Here is a 19,055-nt window from a genome sequence, read left to right as displayed (position 1 = left end):
GTTCGCACGTTGATTCCGAAAAGACTCGGAATCCGCTCAAGCGATTGTGTTTTCCACGCCTCCCCTCCGTCATACTCGGGCTTGTCCCGAGCATCTGATGTCGTCCCCGCAAACACCATGGTCCTCCAGATCCGCAGGCTGTGCAGCAGAACGCTGCACAAGCCCGAGCATGACGGCAGGGGGTGGCAATGCCCGACACCGGAACACGGCTGTCAGGAGGCAATCAGCCGGGCGCCACCAGCTCAGATCGCGCCGATTTCCTTCATCTTCTTCAGCACGGCCGCGCTCGGCTCGCCCGTTTCCGGCAGGCGGTAGTGTTTTTCGAAGTGGCGGATGGCCATGCGGGTCTGGTCGCCCGCCACGCCGTCGATCGACACGTCGGTATAGGCAAGGTTCGACAGGCCCCGCTGGATGGACATGACGAGGCCGGGGCCGCTCGCGGCGGACGGGCCGGTGTCGGCGGATGCCGTTTCGGCGGGCTTGGCAGGTGCGGGCTTCGGCTTCGCCTCGGCGCCGCCCTCGGCGGCACGGATCGCGGCGGCGATCGGGTCGATCTCGGTTGTCGTCCTTGCGGCCGGCTTGTGCGCCGGCGGAATGGCCGTCGGGCGCGGGGCCGGCATGATCGTGGCGATGCCGGACGATGCGGACGCCCCGCCTTGCAGGGCCGTGAGCAGGCCCTGGCTGACGATGCCCGTCTGCGGCAGGCCGTTCGCCTGCTCGAACCGGCGGATCGCCGCCGTGGTCTTCGGTCCGAGGCGGCCGTCGGCCTCGCCGTCGTAGAAGCCGTGTCGCGCGAGCTCGGCCTGAACCGCGCGCACGAGGCGCGCCGGGTCGAGGTCGGGCGTCGCATCCGGGCGAGGTTCCGGCTCACCCGGCAGCGTGGCCAGCGTGTCGGCTGCGGGAACGCTGGCGGTGCGCTCGCCGGTCGGCAGCGCCTCGGCCGGCACCTGCCCCGGCTCGGCCTCGCCCACCTCGTCCTCGCGGCGGATGACGAAGGTGGTGACCTTGCTCGGGTCCGGCGCGTCCTGCGGTTCGCTCAGCGACACCCGCGCCGGATCGGGATGGGTGAAGGGCAGACGGGTGCGCATCAGCGGCGACGGGTGGTGGCCGGGCTGATACCAGAGCGCATTGGCCGCGACGAAGCCGAACACGACGGCAAACGCCGCGGTCCCGCCGAAGATCGCGGGATTGCGCAGCGCCAGACGCAGCATGCCGGAGGCGGCCCGCAGCACGATGTTCGGTCGCGACGTTGCCTTTCGCTTCGGCGCGGTGGCGCCCCTGGCGCTCGCCTTGCCTCTTGCCGGTGTGGCGGCGGGTGCTTTGCGTCGGTCAGGCTGTTTTCGCGTAGGCTTCGCCATCTGCCGCACCTCCTTTCTCAACCCCGGACGCGTCGGTCGCGGGGTTCAGGGACGTGGAGCCGGCCTGGCTTTTCAGGCGCGGCGGAAAATCTGCAACGCTGTCGGCGTCGGCAAGGTGATCGGCATCGCGGATGCCGGAGCCGTCGAGCGGCAGGCTGATCCGGATCGCCGTGCCTTCGCGCGGGCGGCTGGAGATCTCGAAACGGCCGCCATGCAGCGCCACCAGCCCTTTGACGAGCGCCAGGCCGAGGCCGGTGCCTTCGTATTTGCGGGTATATTCGTTCTCGACCTGCATGAAGGCCTGACCGAGAGAGGCGAGCTTTTCCGCGGGGATGCCGATGCCGGTGTCGCTGACGGTGAGGCGCAGGTCGGCGCCGACGATTTCCGCATCGACGGTGACGATGCCGCCGGCGTCGGTGAACTTGATGGCGTTGCCGACGAGGTTGATGAGGATCTGCTGCACGGCGCGGCGGTCGGCATGGACCTCGCCGACGCCGCGCATGACGCGGCTCGCGAGCTTCACGCCCTTGGCCTCGGCCTGCAGGCCCAGCATCGCCTCGCAGGCGGAGACGGCATCGGCGACGACGAAGGGTTCGGCGATCAGCTCGTAGCGTCCCGCCTCGATCTTGCTCATGTCCAGCATCGTGTTGACGACGGAGAGGAGATGGGCGCCGGACTGGTTGATCAAGGCAACGTATTCGCGCTGGCGATCGTTTTCCAGCCGGCCGAAATATTCGCCGGAGAGAATGTCGGAGAAACCGAGAATGGCGTTGAGCGGCGTGCGCAGCTCGTGGCTGACGGCGGCGAGGAACCGCGTCTTCGCGTCGTTCGCGCTTTCCGCGGCTGCGGCCTTCGAGGCGGCATCGGCCTTCAGCGCCACCTCGGCGGAGATGTCGCGCGACTGGACGAGGATGGCCGACAGCGCGCCGCCCTCGACGATGGCGGCGAGTTCGCACCGCATATGCAGAAGCTGCGCGCCGCCTTCCGTCATGGAGCCGCGCTCCAGCCGAAGCTCGACGGTCTCGGCGTCGGCCCCGAGCCGGATGGCGTCGATGGCGCGCAGGAAGGCGATGCGGTCGGAGACGTGGATCTGCTCGATGAAGCCGCGGCCGGTCGGGTCGCGCATCCAGGCGAGGAAGCCGGCCGCGTCGCGCCCGTGCACGGATGTCACGGAGCCGCGCAGGTCGTGCAGCGTCACGAGGCCGGAAAAGAGATCATAGGCGCGTGCTGCAGGGGCGACGGGCGTCTCGGCGGGCGGCAGCGGCTGCGCCTCGCGGCCGGCAAGGCCGACGGCGGCGAGACCGCCGACCAGCGTCAGCGCGCCGACGAGGCCCGCGCCGACCGGCAGGGCCAGCGACAGCGGCAGCACGGCGGCAAGCGCCAGCGGAGCGACGGGGAAGGCGATGAGAGCGCAGGCTGCAACGGTGCGGATGGCGGAGAGCTCGCGCTCCGTCGGTGCCGGGCGGGGCAACCAGAGCCTGGCGGCATCGTCCACGCGGGACGCAAACCTTCCAGCGATGTTCCGCACAATTGTCACGCCCGACCCTGCATTTTTCGTTGCCCGGAACGTCCTGCCCCGGTTGTTTATGACGGTCCGTGCCGGTCGTTTCCGGCCATCACAAAGGGCGGGACGATCGTCATCGGACTGAGGGCGAATGTCTCACCGGCGGCTTAATGAAACTCTAAGTGACGACACCCGAACTGTTGCAAAACGGCGTCACCGGCCTTCCCGAGCCGGATTCGGACGCCCTTCGTTTGTTGTGGTTAACGTGGCGTAACCGTTGAAATAATGGTGTTTTTCGGGTTAATTTAACCACTGTGGCAGGCGCAGCCACTGCCGGAAGCCGCATTTGCAGGGGGCGGACGCGCGGTCGCCGCCTTGACCCTTAACACGACTGCCTCAAATGCCCTTCAAATGCGGATCAAAGGCAGATCGATCGCATTTTACGAAAAGACGCCTCAAATACAGGTCTCGTTTTCAAGGCCGTGTTGGAAGAGGTGCCCTAGTGTGACCGTCAGCCGACCTGCTTCCCGTCATCGGTCACCGGCAGAGACCGGACACCGGCGGGGGACATGGAGCAGAGGCGCTGGACAGTTGCGTGAACGTCAAGAACGGGGTCGACCATGTGGTTTCTGATCAAGGCAGCATTCTGGTTTTCGCTGGTGCTCGTTCTCCTGCCGATCTTCGGCACGGAGGAGGCCGCGCAGCCGCAGACGGCAGCCGGTGCCCGGATGGATATCGGCCAGACGGTGTCGGCCGCCAGCGAGGCGATCGGTTACATCGGCGCCATCTGCCTGGAGAAGCCCGACGTCTGCACCAAGGGTGCCGAGACATTCCATGCGCTCGGCCACCGCGCCAAGGACGGCGCCCGCATCGCCTACCAGCTGCTGGAAACCCAGTTCGGCGACGAGAAGACCGCAGCGGCGGCACCGGCTGACGCCGCGACGGCGGGTGACGCCGTGACGACGGGCACCGTGCCGGAGCAGGCCCTGCCCCCGGTCGCCCCTCCGGTCGCGGCGGCCGAGGCACCGGCGCTGTCCGAGCCCGAGAGCCATGAGGATCTGGGCGTCACGCGGATCCCGGTGCCGGAAAAGCGCATTCCGCCGAAGCCGCACCGCGCCTCCTGACCGGCCCGGCATCCGCCACCGGAACCCCGGCGAAAGCCCGCGCGCGGCAAGCCGATCCGCCTTCTCAACGCTTCCCCGATCCCTTATAGAGACGGCATGACCGATGCCGCCACCTTCACACCGACGCCCCTTTCCGAAATCCTCGAGAACTGCGCCTATCTCGACGACTGGCAGGACAGGATGAGCTATGTCATCGAGCTCGGGCGGACGCTGCCGGACCTGCCGGAGGAGAAGCGCACGGCCGAGAACAAGGTGCAGGGCTGCGCCAGCCAGGTCTGGCTGGTGACCCATGCCGGCGAGGGTGCCGATCCCGTCCTGACCTTCGAAGGCGAATCCGACGCCCATATCGTGCGCGGGCTCGTCGCCATCGTGCTCTCGATCTTTTCCGGAAAGACAGCCTCGCAGATCGCGGCGACGGATGCGCTGGACCTCTTCGGAAAGATGGGCCTCATCGAATTCCTCACCGCCCAGCGCGCCAACGGCCTGCGTTCCATGGTCAAGCGAATCCAGGACCAGGCGGCGCTGCGGCTGAAGGGCTGAGGCGGAAGAGGGTTGATCGACGCCAGAACAAGGCCATCAGGTGTCCATCAGCCGGACGCCATAGGATGCGATTCAAGGTTGATGGCTTCGGGGGCGGACAAGAGCGAAAAGCGCAGACGTCCCTTTCCGCAACCGTGCGATTCTGAAGGGAGAGCCATCCTCCTCCCCGATGTTCCGGCCTTGAGCCGGACTCTCGCCATCTCATGTCCGTAAGATGAGACGACGCTTTTGACCTGACGCACGTCAGGTCGCTGATGTGTGATTGGCATCCCGCCGGTGATTGGCGCGATTTCAACGTCCATTCGCGCAGCCCCGCCGTCCACTACCCGCCGCGTCCGCGACCCCCATCCATATCCGGGCGATAGCCTTCCGCGCCCCAGGCATGGGTGCGGCGCTCGGGGGACGCCGGCGGGGGGGCGTAGTGGCGGGCGAGCGCCATGAGGGCGGCGCGCAGCAGGAGCTTTGCCGAGCGGGCCGGCCATTGCCGTTCGCGCTCCACCGTTTCCAGCCCTTTCTCGAAACCGCAGACGTCGATGGCGACGCCGCAGAGTTCCGGGCCGATCGCCTCCATGGCGCGCGCCACGCGGCTGCGCGCCGTCATGGCGCTGTCGGCGATCTCGCTGCCGCCACCGCCGCCCCTGGTGCGCGTCGACAGCTGCGGCGCGTAGGACATGGTCATGCGCGGCTGCAGCTGCGCGCGGGTAAAATCGCGGTGCAGCCGCTGCCCGGCTTCCAGCGCTTCGGCCGGCAGAAACGGCTTGCCGGATTTCTCCTTCAGCCGGGCGATGTGCGCGAGCGGCGATTCCGCGAGATTGACCTGCACCGTCTGCCGCCCGGCCGCCGTTTCCACCGTGCCGGAGGCGATGTGCCGATGCTGGCCGGCAAAGGCCGCCTCCGGGGCAGATAAGGCACGCTTGAGAAAGGGCACGGCCGGTGGGAGGAGACGCCAGCGCCCGGTGGCATCCGGCCCGGCGGCATCGGGCTTGGCGCCATGCGGTCCGGCGGCATGGGGCCCGGCGGCGTCAAGCCTGGCGACAAGCCCGAGGGACACGGCATCGCGCAGCGCCGCGGGCGGCAGCGTGCGCTGCACGCCGTCCGGGCGCGTGACGATCAGGCCGGTGCCCGCCTCCGTCACCGTGAAGCTGGCCACGACGGCGGCATCCGCGGTATCGCAGGCTTCGCCGGGCCGCGCCCGCCGGCCGCCGACGAGGTGGCGGACCAGTCGGACGAGATCGGCGCGGGCGGCGGCGTCCCCAGACCGCGCGTCACGCATGGGTGGCATCTCCGACCGGCAGGAAGGCGGCCGTGATCACGCGCTCGATGGCGGTGACGAAGGCATCGAAATCGGCATCGTCGCGACGATCCTCCACCACATGGCAGGAATAGCTGACCGTCGAGCGATCCCGCCCGAAAGCCACGCCGATATCGGTCAGCGAGACCTGCAGCACGACATGGCTGACATACATGGCGATCTGGCGGACATGCGTCATCATTCGCCGGCGGTCGCGTCGCAGCTGCTGGCGATCGCCGACCATCAGGGTGAGTTCCTCGACCACATCGGCCACCATGCGGCAGCGGGCCTGCGCCAGCGGATCGGGCGCTGCCGTCTCCGGCTGTTCGCGAAGCCGGGACGGCGCGGGCGTGCGGGCCGCCTGCCCGTCCGCTGCGGGAAGCCCTGCGGCGGAGGGCGGCCACGCGGATTTGCACTCCGGCGCACGGATAGGCTCACGGGTGGGCGCCGCTGCCGGAGACGCCGCCGCCCGGGCCGAGAGCGGCGATATCGCGATGACGGAGGCTGCGGCTGCGGGGCCGCGATCGTCGGAAAAACGGCCCAGAAGGCCCAGAGGGCCGATCGTCGTCAGAACGCTGGCAGGTGCAGAGGGCATGGTCATCGCAGATCTCCGTTATAGGAATAGTTTCATATATCCTACGCCGAAGGGGAAACGAGCGCTACAACCCGACCGCAACTTTCTGTTGAATTGTTTGACCTTTCACATAGAGCCCTGAATCATATAGGCATTTTTTCCTTATTCTGGTTCACGCATATGCGCGGCCCTTCCGCGGACATGAAAAAGCCGGACCGGATCAGGATCCGGTCCGGCGCCATGGTGACGTTGCGCTTGGGAGGCGTTGGCAAAAGCGGTGTCGCGCTGGCGCGAAGCCTGTCGCCGGTCCGCCGACGTGCCCGTCCGCCGACCTGGCGGCGTGCTGACGGGTCGGCGTGCTGACGGGTCGGCGTGCTGACTTGCCGGCGTGCTTACTTGGCGGCGCGCTTGCGGCGTTGGCCGAGGCCCATTTCGCGGGCCAGGCGCGAGCGCGCTTCGGCATAGGCCGGGGCGACCATCGGGTAGTCTGCCGGCAGTTCCCACTTCTCGCGATAGTCTTCCGGCGACAGAGCGTGGTGCGTCATCAGGTGGCGCTTCAGCGACTTGAAGTTTCCGCCGCATTCCAGGCAGGTGATCTGCCCGTCCTGAACCGACTTGCGCACCGATACGGCGGGCTTGGGCTTTTCCACGGCGGCGACGACGGGGGCCGGTGCACCGGTGTTGTTCAGCGCGGTGTGCACATCGCCGATGAGGGTCGACAGCTCCGAGACGGGCACGACATGATTGCTGACATAGGCTGCGACAATCTCTGCGGTCAGTTCCACCAGCAACTCGTTGCCATGTCCGGGCATGCCACCATGTCCTGCCATCTGTTCACTCATTTTGTTCTCCTTTCGGGCGGTTGTCTCGTTATTGCCCGCGAATGCGCAGGCTTTTTTCTGAAAGCGCCATTTGTCCCATGGAAATGCGATCGATTCCGGTAAAACCGGCACGATTGCATCAGAATGGGACGACCGAGTTACTTGATAAATGCACCTGCATGGACCGCCGGATATCTTTCCCCTACCCCGAAAAGACAACCGAATTCTGTAGAGATATTTCGGCGACGACAACCTGCAGTAATTTCAGTCTCAGACACTTTGCCTTTACTCGAATAACATTCGCCCCAAAAATGTCAAACCCGTTTTTCAATAGACGCAAGACTTGGCGACGAAATTCATGCGCTTCATCACAGTTGTCACAAGCAATCCCGGTGTAATGGGGCGCGTTGATCTATCGAGAAACGCGGTTCGGGGCAACATCCCTCCGCGCACCGATGGCGGGGCAGGCGATTCTCTGCAACCTCTGATTCCCGCTCTGCCGGATATGTTTCCATGAGCAGACGTTACTATAAAGCGGCGGGGCACAAAGGCGAACGCCTGATACCAAGTGCGACGCTTTGTTTGCGCGCTGCGCGTTCCTATATGAAAGGTCATCTCAAGATGAGGAGAACGACATGAGCGAACATTGCATGCAGGCCACCGATAACGGCGCAAACCCCGCTTTCAAGGTCGTGAAGAGCGATGCCGAATGGCGCGAGCAGCTGACGCCGGACCAGTATCGCGTGACCCGTCAGCACGGCACCGAACGGGCGTTTTCGAGCCCCGATTTCGCGCTCGGCAAGGCCGGCACCTATCGCTGCATCTGCTGCGGCAATGCGCTTTACGACGCAGGCACGAAGTTCGATTCGGGAACGGGCTGGCCGAGCTTCTTCCAGCCGCTCGCGCCCGAAGCGGTGACGCAGGTCACCGACCGCTCCTACGGCATGACACGGACGGAAGTGAAGTGCGCCGATTGCGACGCGCATCTCGGCCATGTCTTTCCGGACGGACCGGCTCCGACCGGGCTTCGCTACTGCATGAACGGCGTGGCGCTGAGCTTCGACCCGGCCTGAGCGATCCGGCGAGCCCGCGCGCGGCCTCGCGCGTGGATCTCAGGCGGTCGCGTTTCCGATGACCGAAAAGACGGCCGAGAAGTGAACGGCGGCAGCGGTGACCACGAAGCCGTGCCAGATGGCGTTCTGGAAGCGCAGCCGCTCCCACACGTGGAAGATGACGCCGGCGGAGTAGATGATGCCGCCGGCGAGAATGAGCAGCATGGTGGCGCCGTTCAGCGTCGTCAGCAGCGGCCCGACGGCCAGCACGCCGCTCCAGCCCATGGCGAGATAGAGCACGATGGCCAGCTTGTCGTAGCGCCCCGGGAAGACGCATTTCAGCGCGATGCCGAGTGCGGCGATCAGCCAGATGCCGACGAGCATGACGGCGAGGAAGGGATCGTCCCAGCCGCTCTGCAGGAACGGCGTGTAGGTCGCCGCGATCAGGATGAAGATCGAGGAGTGATCGAACCGGCGCAGCAGCCATTTCGTGCGCGAAACCGGCCACATATTGTAGAGAAAGGAGATCGACAGCGTGGCGACGAGGCCGGCGCCGTAGATTGCCGCGGCCGCGATCTGCCCGGCCGTGCTTGCGGCGCCCGCATGGACCAGCAGGATGGTGACGCCGACGAGCGCGCAGGCGAGACCGATGCCATGGACGATGCCGTCCGCGATCATCTCGGTCCGGTCGTAATTCCACTTGATGCCCTTGATCTCCACGCGCGCTTCGTCTCCAGATCCGTTTCGCGGTCAGGCTACGCACCCGCCGCCCGTTTGGCGAGCCCCCGGGGGACATGCGCCGGTCACTTTCAGTGACGAATCGATCATCGGCGCGGATGCTGGCGGGAGAATGACAGACTGTGCCGCAAAGGGCGGAAAAATGCTGCGGGTGCGAAAAAAGTTTCAAGCCGGCGTGAAGGGTTCGCGCAGGGATTGTCAACGCCTCCGAGACGCTGCATCGCCGTTCCCGGGGATTTCGCGCCGGGCGCCGGCGGTGCATAGTCGGCATCACTTTCGGGACTCTCGCCACGGACGATCCGCGCCACCTGCCGCACAGGCCGGAATGGCGCGTGTCCTGTCCGGCATCGTCCCGAACACTCAAGCAGGAGCGACCGCGATGAGCCTTTCCATGACCGACATCACCCCTTCGACGGAGCGTCCGCTCATCCCCGAACATCCCTTGGCCATGCCGGCCTATGTCGATCACGCACGGCTGGTGGTGCGCGACCTGCCGCTCGTCTCGTCGTGGTACCAGTCGGTGATGGGACTGAGCCTGATGGCGCGGTTGCCGAGCGGCGAGACGCTCGGCGTCGGCGGGCGGCCGCTGCTGACGCTCACAACCTCCGGCACGGCGACCCCGGCGCCGCGCAACGCGCCGGGCCTGTTCCACACGGCCTTTCTCGTACCGGACCGGTCGGCGCTTGCCCGGTGGCTGGCCCATGCCGCGGACCTTCAGGTGCCGCTGCAGGGCGCTTCCGACCATCTGGTCAGCGAGGCGATCTATCTCGCCGATCCCGAGGGCAACGGCATCGAGGTCTATCGCGACCGGCCCCGCGCCACCTGGACTACCCTGCCCGACGGCACCGTGAAGATGGCGACGCTGCCGCTCGATCTGCAGGCGCTCTACGACGAGGGCGTGGCGCTCGGGCGTGCGGAGATCGCCTGGGGCGGCATGGCGGCCGGCACGGCGCTTGGCCACCTGCACCTGCAGGTGTCGGATCTGCCGCAGGCCAACGGCTTCTTCCGCGACGTGCTCGGCCTCGATCTGATCTCCACCTATCCCGGCGCCAGCTTCTTTTCGAGCGGCCGCTACCACCACCATCTCGCCGCCAATATCTGGAACGCGCGCAACGCGCCGCGGCGCGTGGCCGATATGACCGGGCTCGGCACCTACGCCCTGCGGTTCAACGACGCGGCGGCCCTTCAGTCGGCGCTGGCCGCGTTGGACCGGCTGGAGATCGCCACGACCCGCGCCGGCGACACCGTCTCCCTTACCGATCCGTTCGGCATCGGGCTGACGCTGTCGGCCTGAACGTCCGGCCCCAAGTTCAGCCCGGGCGGCGCACCACAAGGGCGGTGAGCTTCAGCGCGATCGGGCGGACGATCAGCACGCTGACGAAGGCGGCGGGCATGGCGACGAGATAGGCGCCGGCCACGCGCATGGGCAGGCCGCCGTCGATGCCGCTGTTCACCGAAACGATGATCCAGCACATGACGAAGGCCATGATGCCGGCCATGAAGAAGGCGAAGACGTAAGGGGTCATCGCCGGGGGAAGGCCCGCCCTTGCAGAGCGGGCGGCGGGCGATGCGGGGGTTGCGTTGGTGGGCATGGTCTCTCCGGATGTTTGATCTCGATGTCCCTGTCCTAGCGCCAAATGCGGCGCGTGATTAGAGGCTTGCAGGCTCCCTCAATCTGAAGCAAAACTTTCGAATGATCCGTATCGGGAGTGCGCGCAGCTATGGACAGTCTTCGCGGGATCGAGAGTTTCGTGCGCAGCGTCGAGATGGGCAGCATCGCAGCGGCGGCGCGCCACCTCGGCATCAGCCCTGCCGCCGCCAGCCAGAACATCGCCCGGCTGGAGCGCGACCTCGGCGTGCGCCTGCTGCAGCGCACAACGCGCCGCCTGGGGCTGACGGATAGCGGGCAGGTGTATTTCGAGCGCGTCCGCCCTGTCGTCCACGCGCTGGAGGCGGCCGCCACCGCCGTCTCGGCGCTCAACGACACGCCGCGGGGCCGGCTCACCTTGTCCACCTCCGTCGCCTTCGGGCGGCATGTCGTCGCACCGCTCATTCCCGGTTTCGCGCGCCTCTACCCGCAGCTGTCCGTCGAGCTCGTCGTCACCGACAGGGCGGTCGATCATATCGCCGAGGGCATCGACATCAGCGTGCGCTTCGCCGAGCAGCTGGAGCCCTCGCTGATCGCGCGCCGCCTCGTCACCGTGCCCATGCTGATCTGCGCCGCGCCCGAGTATCTCGCCCGCCGCGGCACGCCGCGGACGCCGGAGGATCTCGTGCATCACGATTGCCTGCTCTACCGGCTGGCCACCCATGGCCGCCTGTTCCGCTGGACGTTTCTCAAGGACGGCACGCTCTACGAGCCCGACATCAAGCCGAAGATCATCAGCAACGACATCGACACCCTGACCTCCATGGTCCTGGCCGGCGCCGGCATCGCCCGGCTCGGCGCCTTCATCGCCGACGCGCTGATCGCCAAAGGCCTGGTCGTGCCCTTGTTTCAGGAGGCCCCCGTCGCCGGCGGCAGCAGCGTCGCCGGCAGCACCACGGTCGCCGCGCACACGCCCTTCACCTTCTACGCCTGCACGCTCGACCGGCACAGCGCCACGCCGAAAATCCGCGCCTTCATCGATTACGCGGTCGCCGCGCTCTCCGCGCGCTGAGACAACGCGCTTTGCCGCTTGAATGCGCCGGCTGCGGCATCTATGTGCTGGATATCCCAGCGCATTGTCCTGCGGCTGCAACGAAGAGATGGAGCCTTTCCGGGACATCGGAAAAGCTCCAGCGAACCCCCGGAGATCGCCTTGTCCGACCATGCCCCCGTCTTTTCCAGCCTGCCCCCGGCGCCCGTCGCGCCCAAGAAGCCGGTGAGCGACACCCGCCACGGCATCACGCGCACCGACGATTATGCCTGGTTCCGGGCCGACAACTGGCAGCAGATGTTCAAGGATACCTCGATCCTCGATCCCGAGATCCGGGCGCATCTGGAGGCCGAGAACGCCTATATGAAGGCGGCGATGGCGGACACCGAGGCGCTGCAGAAGCAGCTGTTTTCCGAGATGAAGGGCCGCATCAAGGAAGACGACAGTTCCGTGCCGATGAAGGACGGACCCTTCGCCTACGGCACGTCCTTCGTCACCGGCGGCGAGCAGCCGCGCTATTTCCGCGAGCCGCGGGCGGGCGGCGAGCGCGTGGTGCTGCTCGACGGCGACAAGGAGGCCGCGGGCAAGGACTATTTCCGCCTCTCCGGCATCGACCATTGCACCGATCACTCGCTCGGCATCTGGGGCTATGACGACAAGGGCTCGGAATATTACACGCTGCGCATCCGCGATCTGTCGACCGGCGAGGACCTCGCGGACGTGATCGCGAACACCGGCGGCGGCGGCGCCTGGGCGCCCGACGGCCGCAGCTTCTTCTATACCGTGCTCGACGAAAACCACCGCCCGTCGAAGATCTTCCACCACGTCATCGGCACGCCGCAGGCGGACGACCGGCTGGTCTACGAGGAGGAGGATCCGGGCTTCTTCATGGGCGTCGGCGCGTCCATGCTGGACGACGTCATCTATATCGACATCCACGACCACGAGACCAGCGAATACCTGCTGATCCCGACCGCCGACCTGCACGCGACGCCGAAGCTGGTGGCGGCGCGCGAGACCGGGCTCGAATATTCCCTGACGGAAGGCGGCGACGTCTTCTACATCCTGACGAATGCTGACGGCGCCAAGGATTTCAAGATCATGGAAACGCCGTTCGACCGGCCGGAGCGGGAGAACTGGCGCGAGGTCGTGCCCCACACCCCCGGCCGGCTGATCCTCAACCATATGGCGTTTGCCCGCCATCTCGTCTGGCTGGAGCGCGAGAACGGGCTGCCGCAGATCAAGATCCGCGACCGGCGCACCGGCGCGGAACACGCGATCGCCTTTGCCGAGGAAGCCTTCTCGCTCGGCCTCTCCGGTGCTGCCGAATACGACACCGACGTCATCCGCTTTTCCTATTCCTCGATGACGACGCCGAGCCAGCTGTTCGACTACGACATGACGACGCGCGCGCGCACGCTCCTGAAAACGCAGGAGGTGCCCTCCGGCCATGATCCGGACGACTATGTCACGCGCCGCGTGTATGCGCCCTCGCATGACGGCGCCGCCGTGCCGGTGACGCTGCTCTACCGCCGCGACACCCCGCTCGACGGCTCCGCGCCCTGCCTGCTCTACGGCTACGGCGCCTACGGCATTTCCATTCCCGCCTCGTTCAACACCAACTGCCTGTCGCTGGTAGACCGCGGCTTCGTCTATGCCATCGCCCATATCCGCGGCGGCAAGGACAAGGGCTTTGCCTGGTACGAAGACGGCAAGATGGAGAAGAAGACCAACACCTTCAAGGACTTCATCGCGGCGGCCGACTATCTGAATCAGGAGGGCTTCACGTCCTACGCGAACATCGTCGCCGAAGGCGGCTCGGCCGGCGGCATGCTGATGGGCGCGGTCGCCAACATGGCGCCGGAGAAATTCGGCGGCATCATCGCAGCCGTTCCCTTCGTGGACGTGCTGAACACCATGCTCGACGACACCCTGCCGCTGACCCCGCCGGAATGGCCGGAATGGGGCAACCCGATCGACGACGCGGCGGCCTACCACCATATCGCCAGCTACTCGCCCTATGACAATGTGGCGGAAAAACCCTACCCCGCCCTCCTCGCCCTTTCCGGCCTCACCGATCCGCGCGTGACCTACTGGGAGCCGACCAAATGGGTGGCGAAGCTGCGCGACAGGACCACCGGCCAACAGCCGATCCTCTTGAAAACCAACATGGGCGCCGGCCACGGCGGCGCCTCCGGCCGCTTCCAGCGGCTGGAGGAGATCGCGTTCGAATATGCGTTTGCGATCAAGGTGGCGCGGAAGATGTAAGGGGCAAGAAGACAGGCCCTTTCTGCCCCGCCGGGAATCTCCCCCACAAGGGGGAGAGGACTCGCGGCACGCCCTCAGCTTTAATCTTGAACGTTTCTTTTGAAGCGAGCGGATGCCGCACGTCTTCTCCCCCCTTGTGGGGGAGATGGCCGGCAGGCCAGAGAGGGTCTTTCTTCCTTCCTTCCTTCCTTCCTTCCTTCCTTCCTTTCTTCCTTCCTCATCCCACCCTCCACACGCACATGCGCCATCTCGAAAATACATCACCGCGCCCTATAACCCTGCTGCGGCGGCCATCCGGCCGTCCGGTTCGGGGGATGTCATGCTCAGGTCGAAACGTCTCTGGCAGGTGGTGCGGCTGTCGCGGCGGCTGTGGGTTCGGGCGACGCTCTATTGTCTTGCGGGGGTTGCGACGGCGCTCGTGGCCATTCTGCTCGGACCCTTCATTCCCGAAGACATGACGCGGGCCTTCGGGGCGGATGCGGTCGATCCGATCCTCAGCATCATCGCCTCCAGCATGCTCGCCGTCACCACCTTCTCACTGTCGACGCTGGTGGCCGCCAGCGCGGCTGCGGCCAGCGGCGCGACGCCGCGGGCGACGAGCCTGCTGCTCAAGGACACCACCGCCCAGCGGGCGCTTTCCACCTTTCTCGGCACCTTCCTGTTTTCGCTGGTCGGGCTGATCGCGCTGCATGCCGGGCTCTATGGCGGCGGCGGGCGGCTCGTGCTGTTCGTCGTCACGCTCGGCGTCATCGCCGTGATCGTGCTGACCCTGCTACGCTGGATCGACCATCTCTCGACCCTCGGCCGGATCAGCGAGACCATCGACCGGGTGAAGACCGTGGCGATGACGGGCATGCGCGATCATCTGGAAGATCCGCTTCTGAGCGCCGCGCCGCTCGGGCCCCTTCCCTCCGGTGCCGTTCCGGTCTCGCCCGAAAGGGTCGGCTATCTCCAGCATATCGACGTGCCGCAGTTGCAGGCGCTCGGCGACGCGGGCGATCTGGACCTGTATCTGACGGTGCGCGCCGGCGCCCTGTGCGCGCCGGGCACGCCGATGCTGTTCGTGCGGATGCGGACCGGCGGCGGGCTCGACGCGCGGGTGCGGCAGGCCATTCTCGACGCCCTGACCATCGGCCCGCGCCGCACCTTCGAGCAGGATCCCCGCTTCGGCCTGATCGTGCTCGCCGAAATCGCCTCGCGCTCCCTGTCCTCCGCCATCAACGACCCCGGCACGACCATCGACGTCATGACCGCGATGATCGAGGTGCTCGCCGTGGAGCCGCGGGACGACCACCGGCGCGATGCGCCGGCGTTCCCGCGCGTCCATGTGCCGCCGGTCAGCCTTCGGGATCTGTTCGAGGACGCCTTCCTGCCGATCGCCCGCGACGGCGCCGGCAATCTCGACATCGGCATCCGCCTGCAGAAGAGCCTGCGGGCGCTGGCAGGCCTGCCCGGCGGACGCCTGCACACCATCGCCCGCGAGATTGCGGTCGCCAGCCTGACGCGCGGGCTGGCAAGCCTCACCTTCGAGGCGGACCGGGAGCGGCTGACGCGGGAGGCCTTCGTGGAGGCTTGAGGCGGATCTTTCGCAGAGCGGGTGCGGCCGGCTTCACCTCCGGTTGCAAGCTCGGCACAGGGTTTGTTTTTTAGAACGTCCTTATTGTCAAGAAGGGCACCTCCATGAAGATCGCCGACAGCCATTACACGTCCTACAAGCCGGCCGCCCGCCCGCAATTTTCGGGCTTCGAACAGATCGGCCTGCCCCGTCCCGGTGGTCGCCCCGAAACCCTCGACCCGCGGGCGGGCGGCGGAACCGGCGCGGACGCGGACGCGTCGATGGCCGCGGCGTCGACGGTGAACCTGTCCGCAGCCTTCTGGGCGATCAGCGCCGAGAAACTGGAAAAACGCGCCGCGGACGTGGAGAAAGCCGCGCAAGCGGTTGCCGCCAAAGCCACAGCGGACAAGGCGGCGACCAGAGAGGCGTTCCTGGATCTGGCGGGAAAGTCGGTCGCCGAAAAGGTTCGGGCGCAGTTTCTGAAAGACCGCAATCTGTCGGAAGACGATCTGGCCGCGATGGATCCCGCAGCGCGCAAGGCCCTCGAGGAGGAGATCACCGAGGCCGTCAAGCGTCAGCTCGACCTCGAGGACGATGTCGTGCAAGGCCCCGGCGCTTCGGGACAGAGCGCGGCCCCGCGTGACCGCGAGGCCTGATCACCCTTTCATGCCGGCGCGGCCGACCCTATCTAGAGATCAGGCGATCGGTCTTCGGACCGGTCCGACGAAACCGATACGGCACGGAGCGGAGACGATCATGGAGGCGACGAGCAGGACGCAGGCCGAGACGCTGCCCATCCCCTTCGACAACAGCTATGCCCGGCTGCCGGAGAGCTTCTTCTCGCGCGTCGATCCGACGCCGGTCGAGGCGCCCGTGCTGATCCGCTTCAACCGCGCGCTTGCGGAGGAGCTGGGGCTGGATGTCGCGCGGCTGGAGGCCGACGGTGCGGCGATCTTTTCCGGCAATACACTTCTTCCGGGTGCCGAGCCGCTGGCCATGGCCTATTCCGGCCACCAGTTCGGCGGGTTCAACCCGCAGCTTGGCGACGGGCGGGCTATCCTGCTCGGCGAGGTCGTGGACTGCACCGGCCGGCGCCGCGATATCCAGCTGAAGGGCGCCGGCCCCACGCCCTATTCCCGGCGCGGCGACGGACGGGCGGCGCTCGGCCCCGTGCTGCGCGAATATATCGTCAGCGAGGCGATGCAGGCGCTCGGCCTGCCGACCACGCGGGCGCTGGCGGCGGTCGTTACCGGCGAGCCGGTCTACCGCGAGACCGTGGAGCCCGGCGCGGTGCTGACACGGGTGGCGGCCAGCCACATACGCGTGGGCACCTTCCAGTTCCATGCCGCGCGCGACGACCGGGCCGGCGTCAAGGCGCTCGCCGATCACGCCATCGCGCGGCACTATCCCGACCTCGCGAACGACCCGCAGCCCTATCTCGCCTTCCTCTCCGCCTTTGCCGACCGGCAGGCGTCGCTGATCGCGCGCTGGCTGTCGATCGGCTTCATCCATGGCGTGATGAACACCGACAATGTCGCGATTTCCGGCGAGACCATCGATTTCGGCCCCTGCGCCTTTCTCGACGCCTATGATCCGGCCAAGGTCTTCTCCTCCATCGACCGCAACGGTCGCTATGCCTATGCCGCCCAGCCCGGCATCGGGCAGTGGAACCTCGCGCGGCTCGCCGAGACGCTGCTGCCGCTGCTCGACCCCGACGAGGAAGCCGCCGTGACCGCCGCCAACGGCGTGCTGAAGGCCTATGGCGAACGCTTCCAGCACCACTGGCTGGCCGCCATGCGTGCCAAGCTCGGCCTGTCGACGCCGCAGGACGGCGATCTCGATCTCGTGCAGGACCTGCTGACGCATATGCATCAGGAAGAGGCGGATTTCACGCTCACCTTCCGGCGCCTCGCCGATCTCGCCGCCGACCCATCGACGGAAGACCGGTTCACCGCCTTGTTCCGCAACCCCGCCAGCACCAGCCTCTGGCTTGACCGCTGGCGCCGGCGCGTGGGCGCCGAGGGACGCAGCCCGACCGACACCGCCGCCGCCATGCGCACTGTGAACCCCGCCTTCATCCCCCGCAACCACCGGATCGAGCAGGCGATCGCCGCCGCCCGGACCGACGCCGATTTCTCACCCTTCGACGCCCTCCTCCGCGTGCTCGCCCGCCCCTATGACGACCAGCCCGAGATGTCTCCCTTCGCCGAGCCTCCCGCGCCGGGCGAGGAGGTGCTGCGGACGTTCTGCGGGACGTGAGGTCATGCACCCTGTGCAGACATTTCCCGAATGAGGCAGCAATGACCACCAGCATTCGCTTTCGCCCTTGGACGCAATGCCCAAAAAATTGCGTTGGACGGCATAATATGTAAATTTACGTAAATTGGCCGGAGGTGCGTGATGCAGACTATTCGCTCGATCAACCTGCAGAAGAATCTGGGTGACGTTTTGAAGGCGGCAGATGTCGAAGCGGTCCTCGTTACCAACCGGGAACAGCCTCGGGCAATCGTTATGTCCGCGGAAGAGTTCATCCGACTGAAGACCGCTGCGGGGGAACCGGTTCCCCCTGAAGTGCGGAAGTCCGGACCGACGCTCCATAGACGACCGGTCGATCCGCTTGGTTATGATACGCGCGATCCCTCCTATGGTGTCCGGATGGCTGAGGATGCTTTGAATGGACGGCATTCGGATGAGATCGAGCAAGAGATCGATCGCGCTATGAGTCGGTGGGGTATGCGATGATGGATGACGATATCTCGCGTAGGCCGCGCCTTCTCATTCCAGACAACTCGCCGCTTTCCCTGCTCTCAATGGCCGGAAGAGAGGCGTTGGATTATCTTTTCGCTCCCCGGGTAGACGTTTGGATAACGGACATGGTGGAAATCGAGGCAACACGAGATCCGGATCCTGGTGACGATCAGCGGACGGCGCAACGGAGAACGATAGCGGAATGGTTTGACGAGAACAGACATAGAATTTCGGTGACGGAAACCGCTGTCGGGCGCGAATACTCGAAAGCGATGACAAACTGGAAGAAGGGTGGAGGCCACCCCGATCTAAAGCCGGACTGGGCTGATCGCGGCGACTACAGCCTTTTTGACATTCTCAAAGTTGCGGAAACCTTCGTCGAAGACAGTGAGGCAGTTGTCCTGTTGGTGGACGACCGACGCGCTCGAGCGGCTCTCAGGCAGAACGAAGATCTCAATCTTGATATTCTTTCAACAAGGGCGTTCATCTCAATGCTGGAACATAAACTCGGCATAGAGAATGCGGACGACCTTTGGCACATCATTGAAATCGGCGCTGGCGTGAACGAGCACGGCAAATCGAGAGTTCCTGCTCCGCTATCTGACGATCCCATTTACGTCCGCAAACGGTAGTGGGCTTATGGCGTGGTGGCAGTTGCTCCCGAATTCCGGACATTTCCGTCAAGGCGCACCTGCGATGACAAGACGGCTCCAGCACAACACCCGCCAACGCCCGTCACAACCATAAGCCAGGCGCCCTCCCGCCACCGATTGTGCATTGCGGCATTGACCCGCGACGGGCCTGCCCTAATTTCGCCATAACGGGGCCCGGATCTTCTTCCGG

Annotated in this window: 18 protein-coding genes; 11 read left to right on the top strand and 7 right to left on the bottom strand. The window is 66.2% G+C overall.

The features are described 5' to 3' along the window. Positions 1 to 242: 242 nt before the first annotated feature. Together LRX75_RS18490 and LRX75_RS18485 are read right to left on the bottom strand one after the other, a co-directional pair. Positions 243 to 1,358 (bottom strand): peptidoglycan-binding domain-containing protein, encoded by a 1,116-nt coding sequence (locus tag LRX75_RS18490; protein ID WP_231816137.1) that lies wholly within the window; start codon positions 1,356 to 1,358, stop codon positions 243 to 245. Beyond that, positions 1,330 to 2,895: a sensor histidine kinase gene (locus LRX75_RS18485; RefSeq protein ID WP_231816136.1), complete on the bottom strand. Its 1,566-nt coding sequence runs from the start codon at positions 2,893 to 2,895 to the stop codon at positions 1,330 to 1,332. Before LRX75_RS18485 ends, LRX75_RS18490 begins: the two co-directional genes overlap by 29 nt. A gap of 587 nt (positions 2,896 to 3,482) precedes the next feature. On the opposite strand from LRX75_RS18485, the gene LRX75_RS18480 reads away from it, so the two are divergent. Beyond that, the gene (locus LRX75_RS18480) at positions 3,483 to 3,986 is read left to right on the top strand and encodes a DUF5330 domain-containing protein (RefSeq protein WP_231816135.1); all 504 of its coding nucleotides are present in this window, start codon (positions 3,483 to 3,485) and stop codon (positions 3,984 to 3,986) included. A 96-nt stretch (positions 3,987 to 4,082) separates the two neighbouring features. Next, entirely contained in the window at positions 4,083 to 4,526 is a 444-nt protein-coding gene (locus LRX75_RS18475) for a SufE family protein (RefSeq protein ID WP_231816134.1), read from the top strand. Between the two features lie 322 nt (positions 4,527 to 4,848). On the opposite strand, the gene LRX75_RS18470 is transcribed toward LRX75_RS18475, so the two are convergent. From LRX75_RS18470 to LRX75_RS18460, 3 genes are all read right to left on the bottom strand, one after another. Continuing rightward, positions 4,849 to 5,799, bottom strand: coding sequence for a DUF6456 domain-containing protein (locus LRX75_RS18470; RefSeq protein WP_231816133.1), 951 nt, complete (start codon positions 5,797 to 5,799; stop codon positions 4,849 to 4,851). Beyond that, positions 5,792 to 6,418, bottom strand: coding sequence for a helix-turn-helix domain-containing protein (locus tag LRX75_RS18465; protein WP_231816132.1), 627 nt, complete (start codon positions 6,416 to 6,418; stop codon positions 5,792 to 5,794). The genes LRX75_RS18470 and LRX75_RS18465 overlap by 8 nt, the downstream gene beginning before the upstream one ends. Before the next feature lie 365 nt (positions 6,419 to 6,783). Beyond that, positions 6,784 to 7,203: a Ros/MucR family transcriptional regulator gene (locus LRX75_RS18460; RefSeq protein ID WP_113151628.1), complete on the bottom strand. Its 420-nt coding sequence runs from the start codon at positions 7,201 to 7,203 to the stop codon at positions 6,784 to 6,786. A 644-nt stretch (positions 7,204 to 7,847) separates the two neighbouring features. Between LRX75_RS18460 and msrB the strand changes: the two genes are divergently transcribed. Next, on the top strand, positions 7,848 to 8,285 hold the full coding sequence (gene msrB / locus LRX75_RS18455) for a peptide-methionine (R)-S-oxide reductase MsrB (protein ID WP_231816131.1): 438 nt from the start codon (positions 7,848 to 7,850) through the stop codon (positions 8,283 to 8,285). Positions 8,286 to 8,324: 39 nt separating this feature from the next. Here the strand turns inward: msrB and trhA are convergent, their stop codons facing one another. Further along, entirely contained in the window at positions 8,325 to 8,984 is a 660-nt protein-coding gene (trhA, locus tag LRX75_RS18450) for a PAQR family membrane homeostasis protein TrhA (RefSeq protein WP_231816130.1), read from the bottom strand. 397 nt (positions 8,985 to 9,381) lie between these two features. On the opposite strand from trhA, the gene LRX75_RS18445 reads away from it, so the two are divergent. Then, complete coding sequence (locus LRX75_RS18445; RefSeq protein ID WP_420851229.1) at positions 9,382 to 10,296, top strand: VOC family protein; 915 nt, start codon at positions 9,382 to 9,384, stop codon at positions 10,294 to 10,296. Positions 10,297 to 10,312: 16 nt separating this feature from the next. On the opposite strand, the gene LRX75_RS18440 is transcribed toward LRX75_RS18445, so the two are convergent. After that, complete coding sequence (locus LRX75_RS18440; protein WP_231816129.1) at positions 10,313 to 10,594, bottom strand: DUF2798 domain-containing protein; 282 nt, start codon at positions 10,592 to 10,594, stop codon at positions 10,313 to 10,315. Positions 10,595 to 10,723: 129 nt separating this feature from the next. Between LRX75_RS18440 and LRX75_RS18435 the strand changes: the two genes are divergently transcribed. From LRX75_RS18435 to LRX75_RS18405, 7 genes are all read left to right on the top strand, one after another. Beyond that, positions 10,724 to 11,662 carry a LysR family transcriptional regulator gene (locus LRX75_RS18435; RefSeq protein WP_231816128.1) on the top strand — a complete coding sequence of 313 codons (939 nt, stop codon included), beginning with the start codon at positions 10,724 to 10,726 and terminating at the stop codon, positions 11,660 to 11,662. 141 nt (positions 11,663 to 11,803) lie between these two features. Then, positions 11,804 to 13,909, top strand: coding sequence for a S9 family peptidase (locus tag LRX75_RS18430; RefSeq protein WP_269456258.1), 2,106 nt, complete (start codon positions 11,804 to 11,806; stop codon positions 13,907 to 13,909). 319 nt (positions 13,910 to 14,228) lie between these two features. Continuing rightward, complete coding sequence (locus LRX75_RS18425) at positions 14,229 to 15,485, top strand: DUF2254 domain-containing protein (RefSeq protein WP_231816127.1); 1,257 nt, start codon at positions 14,229 to 14,231, stop codon at positions 15,483 to 15,485. Positions 15,486 to 15,589: 104 nt separating this feature from the next. After that, on the top strand, positions 15,590 to 16,120 hold the full coding sequence (locus LRX75_RS18420) for a hypothetical protein (RefSeq protein ID WP_231816126.1): 531 nt from the start codon (positions 15,590 to 15,592) through the stop codon (positions 16,118 to 16,120). Positions 16,121 to 16,220: 100 nt separating this feature from the next. Next, positions 16,221 to 17,723, top strand: a complete 1,503-nt coding sequence (locus tag LRX75_RS18415; protein ID WP_231816125.1) for a protein adenylyltransferase SelO — start codon at positions 16,221 to 16,223, stop codon at positions 17,721 to 17,723. A gap of 141 nt (positions 17,724 to 17,864) precedes the next feature. After that, positions 17,865 to 18,206, top strand: a complete 342-nt coding sequence (locus LRX75_RS18410; RefSeq protein WP_231816124.1) for a type II toxin-antitoxin system Phd/YefM family antitoxin — start codon at positions 17,865 to 17,867, stop codon at positions 18,204 to 18,206. Then, positions 18,203 to 18,844: a hypothetical protein gene (locus tag LRX75_RS18405; RefSeq protein ID WP_231816123.1), complete on the top strand. Its 642-nt coding sequence runs from the start codon at positions 18,203 to 18,205 to the stop codon at positions 18,842 to 18,844. The genes LRX75_RS18410 and LRX75_RS18405 overlap by 4 nt, the downstream gene beginning before the upstream one ends. The last annotated feature ends 211 nt before the right edge of the window (positions 18,845 to 19,055 follow it).

Source organism: Rhizobium quercicola, assembly GCF_021168455.1.
GTDB classification, from domain to species: domain Bacteria; phylum Pseudomonadota; class Alphaproteobacteria; order Rhizobiales; family Rhizobiaceae; genus Ferranicluibacter; species Ferranicluibacter quercicola.
This window is presented reverse-complemented; position numbering and strand designations above follow the sequence as displayed.